14 protein-coding genes are annotated in these 12961 nt (G+C 68.9%); 6 read left to right on the top strand and 8 right to left on the bottom strand.

The genetic code is table 11. The features are described from left to right. Positions 1-26: 26 nt before the first annotated feature. Positions 27-836, top strand: a complete 810-nt coding sequence (locus AC1DB1_RS18200; protein ID WP_477201807.1) for a thymidylate synthase — start codon at positions 27-29, stop codon at positions 834-836. Continuing rightward, positions 833-1333 (top strand): dihydrofolate reductase, encoded by a 501-nt coding sequence (locus tag AC1DB1_RS18195; protein ID WP_477201806.1) that lies wholly within the window; start codon positions 833-835, stop codon positions 1331-1333. The genes AC1DB1_RS18200 and AC1DB1_RS18195 overlap by 4 nt, the downstream gene beginning before the upstream one ends. Before the next feature lie 48 nt (positions 1334-1381). Here the strand turns inward: AC1DB1_RS18195 and AC1DB1_RS18190 are convergent, their stop codons facing one another. Further along, positions 1382-2029: a DUF1345 domain-containing protein gene (locus tag AC1DB1_RS18190; protein ID WP_271176326.1), complete on the bottom strand. Its 648-nt coding sequence runs from the start codon at positions 2027-2029 to the stop codon at positions 1382-1384. 67 nt (positions 2030-2096) lie between these two features. Between AC1DB1_RS18190 and AC1DB1_RS18185 the strand changes: the two genes are divergently transcribed. Beyond that, positions 2097-3410, top strand: coding sequence for an aspartate aminotransferase type Ic (locus AC1DB1_RS18185; RefSeq protein WP_477201805.1), 1314 nt, complete (start codon positions 2097-2099; stop codon positions 3408-3410). Continuing rightward, positions 3407-3910 (top strand): GNAT family N-acetyltransferase, encoded by a 504-nt coding sequence (locus AC1DB1_RS18180; protein WP_477201804.1) that lies wholly within the window; start codon positions 3407-3409, stop codon positions 3908-3910. Before AC1DB1_RS18185 ends, AC1DB1_RS18180 begins: the two co-directional genes overlap by 4 nt. 103 nt (positions 3911-4013) lie before the next feature. On the opposite strand, the gene AC1DB1_RS18175 is transcribed toward AC1DB1_RS18180, so the two are convergent. The 7 genes from AC1DB1_RS18175 to trpD all read right to left on the bottom strand — a co-directional run bounded on the left by AC1DB1_RS18175 (position 4014) and on the right by trpD (position 11328). Next, on the bottom strand, positions 4014-5528 hold the full coding sequence (locus AC1DB1_RS18175) for a leucyl aminopeptidase (RefSeq protein WP_477201803.1): 1515 nt from the start codon (positions 5526-5528) through the stop codon (positions 4014-4016). 3 nt (positions 5529-5531) lie between these two features. Then, complete coding sequence (locus tag AC1DB1_RS18170) at positions 5532-7250, bottom strand: MFS transporter (RefSeq protein WP_271176330.1); 1719 nt, start codon at positions 7248-7250, stop codon at positions 5532-5534. Positions 7251-7378: 128 nt separating this feature from the next. Next, the gene (locus tag AC1DB1_RS18165) at positions 7379-7813 is read right to left on the bottom strand and encodes a YdeI/OmpD-associated family protein (protein ID WP_271176331.1); all 435 of its coding nucleotides are present in this window, start codon (positions 7811-7813) and stop codon (positions 7379-7381) included. A 2-nt stretch (positions 7814-7815) separates the two neighbouring features. Beyond that, complete coding sequence (dhaM, locus tag AC1DB1_RS18160) at positions 7816-8565, bottom strand: dihydroxyacetone kinase phosphoryl donor subunit DhaM (RefSeq protein ID WP_477201802.1); 750 nt, start codon at positions 8563-8565, stop codon at positions 7816-7818. Further along, positions 8558-9202 (bottom strand): dihydroxyacetone kinase subunit DhaL, encoded by a 645-nt coding sequence (gene dhaL / locus AC1DB1_RS18155; protein WP_271176333.1) that lies wholly within the window; start codon positions 9200-9202, stop codon positions 8558-8560. The genes dhaM and dhaL overlap by 8 nt, the downstream gene beginning before the upstream one ends. A 51-nt stretch (positions 9203-9253) precedes the next feature. Next, entirely contained in the window at positions 9254-10255 is a 1002-nt protein-coding gene (dhaK, locus tag AC1DB1_RS18150; protein WP_477201801.1) for a dihydroxyacetone kinase subunit DhaK, read from the bottom strand. 23 nt (positions 10256-10278) lie between these two features. Beyond that, positions 10279-11328, bottom strand: a complete 1050-nt coding sequence (trpD, locus tag AC1DB1_RS18145) for an anthranilate phosphoribosyltransferase (RefSeq protein ID WP_271176335.1) — start codon at positions 11326-11328, stop codon at positions 10279-10281. 131 nt (positions 11329-11459) lie between these two features. Here trpD and ctaE point away from each other — a divergent pair, with 131 nt between their 5' ends. Both ctaE and qcrC read left to right on the top strand, forming a co-directional pair. Beyond that, on the top strand, positions 11460-12098 hold the full coding sequence (ctaE, locus tag AC1DB1_RS18140) for an aa3-type cytochrome oxidase subunit III (RefSeq protein ID WP_271176336.1): 639 nt from the start codon (positions 11460-11462) through the stop codon (positions 12096-12098). A gap of 24 nt (positions 12099-12122) precedes the next feature. Then, positions 12123-12941 (top strand): cytochrome bc1 complex diheme cytochrome c subunit, encoded by an 819-nt coding sequence (qcrC, locus tag AC1DB1_RS18135; protein WP_271176337.1) that lies wholly within the window; start codon positions 12123-12125, stop codon positions 12939-12941. Positions 12942-12961 lie beyond the last annotated feature (20 nt).

Raw genomic sequence — 12961 nt, 5'->3', positions numbered from 1 at the left:
TCCCGCGGCGACGTACCATCGACTCGATGACCACGACGATTGCGACTCCGTACGAAGACCTGCTGCGCGACGTCCTCGCGAACGGCAGCCGAAAATCCGACCGCACGGGCACCGGGACACGCAGCGTGTTCGGCCGCCAGCTGCGATTCGACCTCGCCGAGGGATTCCCCCTCATCACGACCAAGCGCGTGCACTTCAAGTCGATCGCGTACGAGTTGCTCTGGTTCCTCCGCGGCGACAGCAACGTCGGCTGGCTGCGTGAGAACGGTGTGACCATCTGGGACGAGTGGGCGGACGCCGATGGCGAGCTCGGTCCGGTCTACGGCGTGCAGTGGCGCTCCTGGCCCGCGCCCGACGGCTCGCACATCGACCAGATCAGCCAGGTCATCGACCAGCTGCGCACGAACCCGGATTCCCGTCGCATCATCGTCTCCGCGTGGAACGTCGCCGACATCCCGCAGATGGCGCTCGCGCCGTGCCACGCGTTCTTCCAGTTCTACGTCGCCGACGGCCGGCTCTCCTGTCAGCTCTACCAGCGCAGCGCCGACATGTTCCTCGGCGTCCCGTTCAACATCGCCAGCTACGCGCTGCTCACCATGATGGTCGCGCAGCAGGTGGGTCTGGAGCCCGGAGAATTCGTCTGGACCGGCGGTGACACCCACATCTACGACAACCACCTCGACCAGGTCGCCGAGCAGCTGAGCCGCGACCCGTATCCTGCTCCGAAGCTGCGGTTCGCCCGCACGCCCGCGAGCATCTTCGACTACACGTTCGAGGACTTCATCGTGGAGGACTACCAGCACCACCCGGCCATCCGCGCAGCGGTGGCGGTGTGAGCCTCGCCCTGATCTGGGCGCAGGCGAACGACCGGGTCATCGGCGCCGGCGGCCGGATGCCCTGGCACCTTCCCGAGGACCTCGCGCATTTCCGCGCCCTCACCGGCTCCGGCGCGGTCATCATGGGACGCAAGACCTGGGACTCGCTGCCCGAACGCTTCCGGCCGCTCCCCGGTCGGGCGAACATCGTGGTCACCCGGCAGTCCGGGTACGAGGCCACCGGGGCAACCGTGGTCGACTCGATCGAAGCCGCCGTCGCCGCGGCTGGACCCACCACGTCGTCGACCACCTGGGTGATCGGGGGCGCCGAGCTCTACGGCCTCTCGCTGTCTGCGGCCGACCGCGTCGAGGTGACCGAGATCGACCTCGACGTCGACGGAGACACCTGGGCTCCGCCGCTCGGCGACGAGTGGAGCGTCTCGGCGATCGATCCCGCCGACGGCTGGCACACCGCCGAGGGCGGCCTGCGGTACCGCTTCCTCACCTACGTGCGCTGACCACCGACTACGTGCGCTGACCACCGACTGCGCTGAGCGCCGACGCGGTCAGGTGAGGCCGGCGATGAGGTTCACGGTCGTCGCCAGGATCACGGAGCCGAACAGGTACGAGAGCAGGGTGTGCCGCAGCACCGTGTTCCGGATGGCCGTGTTGCCGATGTTCGTGTCGGAGACCTGGTACGTCATCCCGAGGGTGAACGACAGGTAGGCGAAGTCGCTGTACTGCGGCGCCTCCTTCTGGTTGAAGTCGATGCCGCCTTCGGTGCCGCGGTAGTAGAGCCGCGCGTAGCGCAGGGTGAACAGGGTGTGCACGAGCGCCCAGGAGAGGGCGACGCTGGCCACCGCGAGCACGGCGAGCCCGAGCTTCTCGATGCCGGCCGAGTGCCGGGCGGCGACCAGGATGATCACGATGGCCACGACGCTGGCGATGCTGGCGATCAGCAGCAGCAGCTCCGAGATGCGGTGCCCCGGGTCCTCCTTGATCGCGTGCGCCTTCGTCTGGGTGGGGCCGAACCGCCAGATGACCGCCCAGACCCAGACCACGTACACGACACAGGCCGCCGCCCAGCCGGTCGCCCCCGCGTACGCCCAGCCTCCCGGCAGTCCCGTCACGATCGCCACGACGACTCCGACCGCGAACGCGACGATCATCCGCAGCCTCGAACGGCCGTGCCGTACCTTCAATTCATTGCTCACAGGGGGATGTTCGCACAGCCCGTGTCATCCGTCCCTGCGCCACAGCGGTCGCGGCTACGATCGTCTCGTGACCACCGCTCCCGTTTCGCCCGCCGTCCCGCTCACCGACCTCGACACGGACTCCCTGCGCGCCGCCAACGCCCGGTTCCAGGCCGCGTACGACGCCCTCGCGGCGCAGGGGCTGAAGCTCGATCTGACCCGCGGCAAGCCGTCGGCCGACCAGCTCGACCTGTCGAGCGAGCTGCTGCGTCTCCCGGGCGACGAGTACCGGGATGCGGCGGGCACCGACCTGCGCAACTACGGCGGCGCCCTCGGCCTGCCCGAACTGCGCGCGATCTTCGCCGACGCCCTGCTCGTGCCGCCGGCCCAGCTGCTGGCGCTCGGCAACGCCAGTCTCACGGTGATGCACGACGTGATCGTGCAGGCCATCCTCCACGGCGTCCCCGGCGGCGATCGCCCGTGGGGCGCGCGCACCGTGAGCTTCCTCGCGCCGGTCCCCGGGTACGACCGCCACTTCTCGATCTGCGAGCGGTACGGCATCCGGCTGATCCCCGTCCCGCTGAACGACGACGGACCCGACATCCCGACGGTGCGCGCCCTGCTCGAGGCTGACGACAGCATCGTCGGCATGTGGTGCGTGCCCGTCTACTCGAACCCCAGCGGCGCGGTGTACAGCGAAGAGGTCGTCCGCGAGCTGGTCTCGCTGCCGGCGGCGCCGGACTTCCGCCTGTTCTGGGACAACGCCTACGTGGTGCACCACCTCACCGACGAGCGGCCGACCCCGATCGACGTGCTGGGACTCGCCGCCGAGGCAGGCAATCCCGACCGACCACTGGTCTTCGCCTCGACCTCGAAGGTCACGTTCCCGGGTGCCGGCGTCGCGTTCGTCGGCGGCTCGCAGGCGAACATCGACTGGCTGGTTCGCAACATGGCCGTGCAGAGCATCGGACCCGACAAGATCAACCAGTTGCGTCACGTGAAGCTGCTGCAGGATGCCGACGGCCTCGCTGCGCACATGGAGAAGCACCGCGCCATCCTCGAGCCCAAGTTCCAGGCGGTCTCCGAGATCTTCGAGAACCGGCTCGCCCCGTACGGAGGCGGCCACTGGACCGCACCCCTCGGGGGCTACTTCGTGAGTCTCGATGTGCTCGACGGAGCGGCCGAACGCGCCGTCCAGCTGGCCGCCGCGGCCGGCATCGCGGTCACACCCGCCGGCGCGACCTTCCCGTACGGCGACGACCCGCGCGACGCGAACATCCGGATCGCGCCCACGTTCCCGCCGCTCGATGAGCTGCGCACGGCGCTGGATGGGCTGTGCACGGCGATCCTGCTCGCCGAGAGCGAGACACTGCTGGCTCAGCGGGGCGACAGCGAGGGATGAGCGGCTGGCGGGTCCGTCCGAGCACCGAGGAGGATTGGCGCGCGTACCGCGCCATCCGGCTCGAGATGCTCGCGGACACCCCGATCGCATTCCTGGAGACCCTGGAGCGCGCGCAGCGGCATCCGGATGAGCACTGGCAGAACCGTGCGGCCAACCGCTCGACGTCGAGCCGGCTCTTCGCCGCGGTCGACGATGACGGCGCGTGGCTCGGCACCATGGGCGGCTTCCTCGCCACCGGGGCGCGCGACCCGCACCTGGTGGGTGTCTACATCACGCCGCGGTTCCGTGGTCGCGCCCACGGGGTGGCCGACGCCCTGCTCGACGCGGTGATCGCCTGGGCGGCCGAGCGCAGCGGCCGCCTGCTGCTGCAGGTGCACGAGCGCAATGAGACGGCCATCCGGTTCTATCGCCGGCGCGGGTTCGAGCTGACCGGGGCCACCGAGCCGTACCCGCTCGATCGCACCGCGCTCGAGCTCGAGATGGCCCTCCCCCTCACCTGACAGCGGCCCGCCCGGCCGCCCGGCCGGCCGGCCTTTTTCGTTGAGGGGCGGCAAACGCAGCCAAAATCGCGGTTTTGGCTGCGTTTGCCGCCCCTCAACGAGATCAGCGCACGGGCTCGAAGCCGAGCGCGAGTTCGATGAGGAGGCGGGCGCCGAAGCCCGTCGCGCCCTTCGAACGCCACGCGTCGTCCGCGTCCGACTGCATCGTGCCCGCGATGTCGAAGTGAGCCCACGGCAGACCGCCGACGAACTCGTTCAGGAACAGGGCGGCCGTCGTCGCCCCGGCGTACGGACCGCCCAGGTTCGAGATGTCCGCGATGTCGGAGTCGAGCGCCTTGCGGTACTTCTTCTCGAGCGGCAGCTGCCACACCTGCTCGTCGGTGACCTGCGAGGCCCGCTTGGCCTGATCGACGAGCGCCTGATCGTTGCCGAACAGGGCCGCCGTCGCCGGGCCGAGCGCCATGAGGGCCGCCCCGGTGAGGGTCGCGATGTCGACGATCGCGTCGGGCTGCTCTTCGGTGGCGAGCACCAGGCCGTCCGCCATCACGAGCCGGCCTTCGGCATCCGTGTTCTTCACCTCGACGGTCGTACCACCGCGGATCGTCAGCACGTCGCCGAGTTTGTACGCCGAGCCGCTCGGCATGTTGTCCGTGCACATCAGGAACGCCGTGACCGTCGTACTGCTGTTCAGGTCCCGCAGCGCGGTGAGGGCCCCGAAGACCGCCGCCGCTCCCCCCATGTCCATCTTCATCAGCAGGTGCATCGGATCGGACGGCTTGAGGCTGATGCCGCCCGAGTCGTACATGATGCCCTTGCCGATCATCGCGAGATGACCGGTCGAGTCGCCGTTCGGCGTGTAGGTCACTTTGATCAGCCGGGGCTCCTCGGCGCTGCCCGCGTTGACCCCCAGCAGTCCCCCGCAGCCCAGCTCGATGAGCCGCTGCTTGTCGAACACCTCGACCTGGAGGCCGAAGGTGTCTGCGATCGAGACGGCGAAATCGGCGAAGTCGGTCGCCGTGAGATATCCGGGAGGCGTGTTCGTCAGATCGCGGGCGAGGTTCGCCGACCGGGCCGTGATCACGCCGCGCGGGATGCCGGCCGTCACGCCGGACACGGACAACGCGTCGACGAGCACCTCCACCGCCGCCAGCGCCGTGGTCTTCGGATCCGACTTCAACTCGGTGAAGCGGTAGCGGCCGAGCAGCACGCCCTCGGCGACGACCTGCCCGATGGTCTCGGCGTCGATGCCGTCGACATCCGGCAGTTGCAGGCCGATCCGGGCGGACGATGCGGCCGCACGGGCAGCCGTCGCAGCCGCATCGCGCAGAGCGTCGGCGGTGAGCTCGGCCGCGGCCCCGGCGCCGACAGCGATCCGCAGTCCCGCCCCGGGCAGCAGGAGCGTCTGACCCGGCTTGCCGTCGAAACCGGCGGCCGCGAGCGCATCCCGATCGGCTCCGAGGTCGACGGGCAGCTCTCCGTCGCTGGTCACGACGACGCCGATCGTACCGAGGTCGTGGGAGAACTCCGTGACCGCGTCGAAGTCGACGACGCGCTCCGGGAGCAGGGACGGCGCCGGCGTGAAGTCGTCGGCGATCAATTTGTACGCGCTGGGTGCCATTATTCAGTCCTTGGTTGTGGTGGCGACGGTGTACACGGTGTCGCCCTCTTCCGGTTGCGGATCGTCGGGGTCGAGCACGTCCTCCGGATCGGACGGCTCGAGCCGCTCGGGCAGGTCGCCCTTCTGACGTCCTGGCATGCGACCCGCCGGCACGATCGCCAGCAGCGAGATGCCGGCGAGTGCGAGCAGCGAGATCTTCAGGGCGGTGAGCCGCGCATCCGAGTTGACGATGACCGCGGCGTCGATCTGCGCGTCCGTCGCGTCGGTCTTCGCGGCGAGCGTGTCCTTCAGTTGCGAGTTGGTGATGAAGTTGGTGTTGTCGAGGTTCACCTGCGACACGAGCGACGGCGGGATGTCCGGGTGATCGGCGACGGCCGAGGCGACCAGGCCGCCGAGCACACCCACCGCGAAGACGCTCGCCACCGCGATCCCGACGCTGCCGGAGAGGTTGTGCACGAGCCCGCGCCACGCTCCCACATCTCCGGCGAGCTTCTTCGGCGCCGCCGACAGCAGCGTGTTGAACACCAGGGCGACGATCGAGCCCTGGCCGAGGCCGAGCACGATGAGCCCGATGATCACCACGATCTGCTCCCACTCGTTGTGAACGGCGAACGCGAGGATGGTCAGCCCGAGTGCGACGACGACGAAACCGGACCGCGCCAGTACGCGCGGCGGGAACCGCTGGTACAGGCTCGCCACGAACGTGCTCGCCACGAAGATCGACAACGTGTACGGGATGACCGCGATCGAGGTCTCGAAGCTCGTGCGCCCCTGCACCACCTGGATGTAGAGCGGGATCAGGAAGTTCGCTGCCGTTCCGACGAAGAGCATCGTGCCCATGCAGATGGTCACCGCGCGTTCCGACCCGGTCGCGAGCACGCGCAGGTCGAAGATCCGCGGCTTGCGTCCGGCCTGCCGCCTCCGCAGCCAGACGAAGAAGATCTGGCCTGCGATCAACCCGAGGATGACCAGCACGGGTGCCGGGGACAAGCCCAGGATGTTGAACGGGGCCCCGTCGGTCGCCAGCACCAGGCCCCAGGGCTCCAGACCGCTGAACCCGAAGCTCAGCAGGATGATCGCGACGGCGGCGATCACAGCGCCTGTCCAGTCGATGACGAGATCGCGCTGTGCGGCGATCGGCGCGAAGCGGAAGCTGAGGAGCAGGTTGACCACGGCCAGGGCGACGATCAGCCAGAACGACCAGCGCCAGCCGATGGTGGAGGCGAAGGTGCCGGCGATGAGCAGAGCGAGCACACCGGCAGCCGGGATCGCCGCGGCGAGCAGGCCGATCGCCTGCGCCTGCTGCCGGCCGTGGTAGTTGGTCGCGATGAAGACGGTGAGCGCCGGCGCGATCAAGGCGATCACGGCACCGGAGGCGGCCTGGGCCACGAAGAGCATCACCGGTGAGACGCTGAGCGCCACAGCGGCCATCGCGATGCCGTGGATCACGATCGCGATCTGGAACACGCGCCTGGTGCCGAACCGGGCGCCCAGCTTCGCGCCGAGCAGGATGAAGGCCGCCATCGCGAAGGTGCTGGCGGTGATGGCGGTGCCCACCGACGTCGCCGGCGTATCGAGATCGGAGGTGATCCCGGCCATCGACACCGTGAGCGAGTTCACGGCGAACGAGGTCTGGATCTGGCTGAGCACCACGACGATGAGCGGGAGCCAGGATGTTCGTGCGATCGTCTGCTGAGGAACGGATGCTGCTGGGGAACTCATGGGCCGGCCTCCCTCTTCCGGTGACCGCTTCGCGTCCCCCGGACTGTTCTGTTGTCCCCCGCGCGGAGGTGATTCTCATTGTGGCGTGGAGGGGCCGGTCTTGTCACGGCAACATCCGGATGCCAGCGCTAATGCAAGTCGGCGACCGTCTTCGCGACCCGGCGCTGCCGCGTCTCGTCCGTCTTCGCGGCGTCGATCGCCATCACCAGCCGGCGCTTGTTGCTGTAGGAGAGGGCGTCGAACGCGGAGCGGGCATCCGGGGCCGCGTTCAGCGCCTCGGCGAGATCCGCCGGCACCTCCACCTCGCGGGGAGCGTCATCGAGCTCGAGGTCCACGTCGAGCTCGTCGCCCGCGGCCACGCCGGCTCCCGCCCGCACCTCGGCGCTCAATCCGAGGAGGTACCGCCCGCCCATCCAGGCGATGCTGCTGCGGTACTGGTAGCCGTTGACCGTCACCAGCACTGGGGGTCGCCGACCCGCGCCCAGTTCGTCGACCACCGTTCCGGGGATCTCGATCCCCGTCGCGGTCTTGCCGTGCTGCTCGAGGGTCGCGTGCACGCGCATCGTCACTCCTCCCCGAAACCGCTCTCGACCAGGGTCGCGAGCGCATCCACCGCTGCGACTCCCTGGGCGTCATCCGTCGCGATCTCCGCGGTCTTGCCCGCGGTCAGCCCCAGCGACATGATGCCCAGCAGGCTCTTCGCGTCCTTGCCGTTGACGGTGACCTTGGTGTCGAAGGTGTTCGCCAGCTTGACGAACTCGGCGGCGGGCCGGGCGTGGAGGCCGTCGCGGTTGCGGAGGACGACCTCGCGCACATACCGCTCGGATGCCGCGGTTCCGTCAGCGGGAGCCGCCGGAGCCGACGGAGCTGTCGGAGCCTCTGGGGCCTCCGCCGCCGGTTCGGGGGCGGCGCTGCCGGCCTGCTCCCATGACGTGCGAGCGTCCTCCGAGGCGCGGACCACCGTGCCGAGGTCTCCCCCGCTCTCGGCGGCCACGGCTGCCGCGATGCCGCCCTCGATGAAGGGGACGTCGACCACCGCGACCTGCGCCTTGCGATCGTCCGGGAGCATGTCGAGTGCCGTCTCGGCGGTCAGCAGGGCCGATCCGAGGTCGCTGATCACGACCACGCCGGCACCCTGGTCAGCGGACTCGATGCCGTCGTTAACCTTGACGAAGCTCGTGCCGATCCCGTCGTCGTCGGTGCCGCCCGCAGCGACCAGCCGCACCGACGGTGCCATCTGCCCGGCGAGGGAGACGACACCGTCGGCGATCCGGCTGCTGTGGGAGACGAAGACGATCCCGACCCGCTCACTCACCGGCGGCCTCCGCCGTGTCCGCTGCCGCTCGCAGGAGCAGCGCGGTCGACTGAGCGCCGGGATCGCGATGACCGATCGCACGGTCACCGAGATAGCTCGCCCTGCCCTTGTGCGCGACGAGCGGCTCGGTGGCGACGGCGCCCGCCTCGGCCGCGTCGGCCGCCTCACGCAGGATGTCGGCGGGTGAAGCGCCGTCCTCCTGCGCGGCGGCGGCCGCATCGACCGCCGGCGTCCACGCGTCGATCATGGTCTTGTCGCCGGTCGCAGCCTTGCCGCGCGAGACGATCCCGTCACGCGCGGCGGTGAGCATTGCGACGAGAGCCGTCGCGTCGATCTCCGACGCATCGCCGAGGGGTTCGGCCGCCTTCAGGAACGCCGTGCCGTACAACGGGCCCGACGCTCCCCCGACCGTCGAGATCAGCGTCATCGCGATCGACCGGAGCGCCGCGTTCGGCGTCGCCCCGTCGGGCAGAGACCCGAGAGCAGTGACGACGGCACGCAGGCCGCGGTCCATGTTCTCGCCGTGATCGCCGTCGCCGATCTCGCGGTCGAGGGTGTTGAGGTCGTGCTTGTTCTCATCGATGACGGCGGCTGCCGCCGTCATCCAAGCCGTGACCCACGTCGTGTCCAGCGTCATCCGCCGTCCTTTCTTCCGATCTTCTCGATCTGTTCGGTTCGAGCCGAGCGCTCAGACGCCCCAGCGGAGCGCCGCGGTGCTGACGGGCGCATCCCAGAGATCCGTCAGTTCGTCGTCGAGCTTGAGCACCGAGATGGATGCCCCCTGCATCTCGAGCGACGTCACCAGGCTCCCCACCAGCGAGCGGCTGAGGGTGATCCCCCGGTCGTCGAGGATCTGGGCGGCGCGGCGGAACACGATGTAGAGCTCCGACAGCGGAGTGCCGCCCATGCCGTTGACGAAGAGCAGCACCGAATCGCCGGAGGAGAACGGCAGGTCGTCGAGCACGGCGGCCATCATCCGGTCGGTCAGGGCATCGGCCGGTTCCAGCTTGATGCGCTCGCGCCCGGGCTCGCCGTGGATGCCGACACCGAACTCGACCTCGTCATCGGCCAGGTCGAAGCCGGGCTCCCCGGCGTGCGGAACGGTGCCCGCTGCAAGGGCGACTCCGATCGAGCGCACGTTCGCGTTCACCTTCTCGGCGATGGCGGTGACGCCGTCGAGGTCGTCTCCGCGTTCAGCGGCCGCCCCGGCGATCTTCTCGACGAGCACGGTGCCCGCGACGCCGCGACGGCCGGCGGTGTAGAGCGAGTCCTGCACGGCGACATCGTCGTTCGTCACGACGGCCCTCACCGTGATGCCCTCCGCTCCGACCAGATCGGCCGCCGTCTCGAAGTTGAGCACGTCGCCGGTGTAGTTCTTCACGATGTGCAGAACGCCGGCTCCGCCGTCGACGGCCTTGGTGGCCTCGACGATCGGCATCGGCGTCGGTGAGGTGAACACCTCGCCGGGGACCGCTGCATCGAGCATCCCCCTGCCGACGAATCCGGCGTGGAGCGGCTCGTGGCCGCTGCCGCCGCCGCTGACCAGACCGACCTTGCCCTGCACGGGGGCGTCAGCCCTCGCGACGAAGCGCGGGTCGTGGGACACCGTGATGATGTCACCGTGAGCTCGGGCGAATCCGTCGAGGGACTCGTCCACGACGTCGGGTACGCCGTTGATGAGCTTCTTCATCGAAACCCTTCCTTCCACTGCTGTCAGTGCGTCGCCGCAATCCAGTGGTCGAGCTTCGCGGCCGCAGCCCCGGAGTCGATCGCTTCGGCTGCGATCGCCATTTGCGAACGGAACCGGTCCAGGATGCTCTCCTGAACCCTCGACGGGTCGGACGCGAGCTCGTATGCCACGAGCCCTGCCGCCGCGTTGAGCAACACGATGTCGCGCACGGGGCCCTCTTCGCCCGCGAGCACGGCACGTACGACGCTCGCATTGTATGCGGCGTCCTTTCCGAGCAGGTCCGCCATCTTCGCGCGCGGGATCCCCAGATCGCGCGGGTCGATGTCGTGCTCGGTCACCAGGCCGCGCGACACCTCCCAGACATGGCTGTGACCGGTGGTCGAGAGTTCGTCTAGCCCGTCGTCGCCGCGGAAGACCAGGGCCGTCGCACCGCGCGTCTGGAACACGCCGACGAACAGGGGAACGCGGTCGAGGGTCGCGACGCCGACCGCCGACGCCTCGGGGCGTGCGGGGTTGCAGAGCGGGCCGAGGTAGTTGAAGACCGTCGGCACGCCGAGCTGGGCGCGCACCGGCCCCGCGTTGGCGAATCCGGGATGGAAAGCGGACGCGAATGCGAAGGTGATCCCCGCCGTGGTCAGCACTTCGGCGACCTTCTCCGGGGGCAGCGTGAGGTCGATGCCGAGCGCGGCCAGCACATCCGAAGAACCGGATGACGAACTCGCCGCCCGGTTGCCGTGCTTGATGACCGGGACGCCGGCCGCCGCCGCGACGATGGCGGCCGTGGTCGAGACGTTCACCGTGCCGAAGCGGTCGCCGCCCGTGCCGACGATGTCGAGCGCCATCGGGTCGACCGGCAGAGGCACGGCGTGGTCGAGGATCGCGTCACGGAAGCCGACGATCTCGTCGACGGTCTCGCCTTTGGCGCGCAATGCAATGAGGAATGCGGCGAGCTGCGCCTCCGTGGCGTCGCCCGACATCACCTGGTCCATGGCCCACGCGGCGTCGGCGACGCTCAGATCTTCGCCGGCGAGCAACGCGGTGAGCACGGACGACCAGGACTGCAATTCCGTCATAAGCCGATCCTAGTGACCGCGCGACCCGCTGTGGCGAGCGGAGTGTACCGCCGAACTTAGGTGACCCTTACCAGAAAACGGGCACATTCCGGCCTGTCGGATGAGAAAACCACGGCTTCTTTTCAGCCATAATGGAAAGCGTGACGAGCACCTCAATATCTCCTACGGCGAGTGCGCCCTCAATCAACCGGCCCAACGTGGTGGCCGTCGGCACCATTGTCTGGCTGGGCAGTGAGGTCATGTTCTTCGCGGGTCTCTTCGCGATCTACTTCACCCTCCGCTCCACCTCGCCCGATCTCTGGGCCGCCGAGACAGCGCACCTCAACGTCCCCTACTCCCTGACGAACACGATCATCCTGGTGTCGAGTTCGTTCACCTGCCAGTTCGGCGTCTTCGCCGCCGAACGGCTGCAGCCGCGTGCGACCGGCTGGAGCCCCGCCAAGTGGGGAATGGTCGAGTGGTTCACGCTCACCTACGCGCTGGGCGCCATCTTCGTCGCCGGCCAGATCCTCGAGTACGCGACGCTCGTCTCCGAGGGGATCGCCCTGGACTCGAACGCCTACGGTTCGGCGTTCTACCTCACCACCGGGTTCCACGGCCTCCACGTCACCGGCGGCCTCATCGCCTTCCTTCTCGTCATCGGCCGCGCCTTCGCGGTCAAGACCTTCGGCCACAAAGAGGCGACGAGCGCGATCGTCGTCTCGTACTACTGGCACTTCGTCGACGTCGTCTGGATCGGGCTCTTCCTGGTCATCTACGTTCTCAAATAGGAATCAGGAGCAGACCTCTACACCATGCGCGCGAATAACCGCACCTCGACGAAGACCGCCCGGAAGGGCGGCCGGCGTCACCCCCTCGCCACGGTCGCCCTGATCGCGATCGGCCTCGGCCTCACCGGCGGAGCCTACGCGGCGTTCAACACCTCGACGGCATCCGCCGAGCCGCAGGCGGCCGCCGCCTCGCAGCAGTCGGTCGACGAGGGCAAGAAGCTGTTCCAGTCGAACTGCGCCACCTGCCACGGGCTCAACGCCCAGGGCACGACCAACGCTCCGAGCCTCATCGGCGTCGGCGCGGCTGCCGTCGACTTCCAGGTCGGCACCGGCCGCATGCCCATGCAGATGCAGGGACCGCAGGCGCCCGAGAAGCCGGTGCAGTTCACCGACGAGCAGGTCAAGGCGCTGTCCGCCTATGTGGCGTCGCTCGCCCCCGGGCCGTCGGTCCCTGAGCAGAAGTACCTCGACGGAAAGGGCGACGCCGCCAATGGCGCCGAGCTCTTCCGCGTCAACTGCGCGATGTGCCACAACGTGGCCGGCGCCGGTGGTGCTCTGACCGAGGGCAAGTACGCTCCGCCTCTGACCAATGTCACCGCCGCGCACATCTACGAGGCCATGGTCACCGGCCCGCAGAACATGCCGGTCTTCAACGACCTGAACATCACGCCTCAGGGCAAGGCCGACATCATCACGTACCTCAAGTACATCCAGAACAACCCGTCCCCCGGCGGATTCGAGCTCGGCTCGCTCGGCCCGGTGGCCGAGGGTCTCTTCCTCTGGATCTTCGGTCTCGGTGCCATCGTCGCGCTGACCGTGTGGATCACGGCGAAGTCGAACTAGGTGCTTGCGGAAATGTCACA

This window comes from Leifsonia sp. 10N434 (assembly GCF_056394405.1).
Note: the sequence above shows the minus strand (reverse complement) of the source record. Positions and strands in the feature narration are given on the sequence as shown.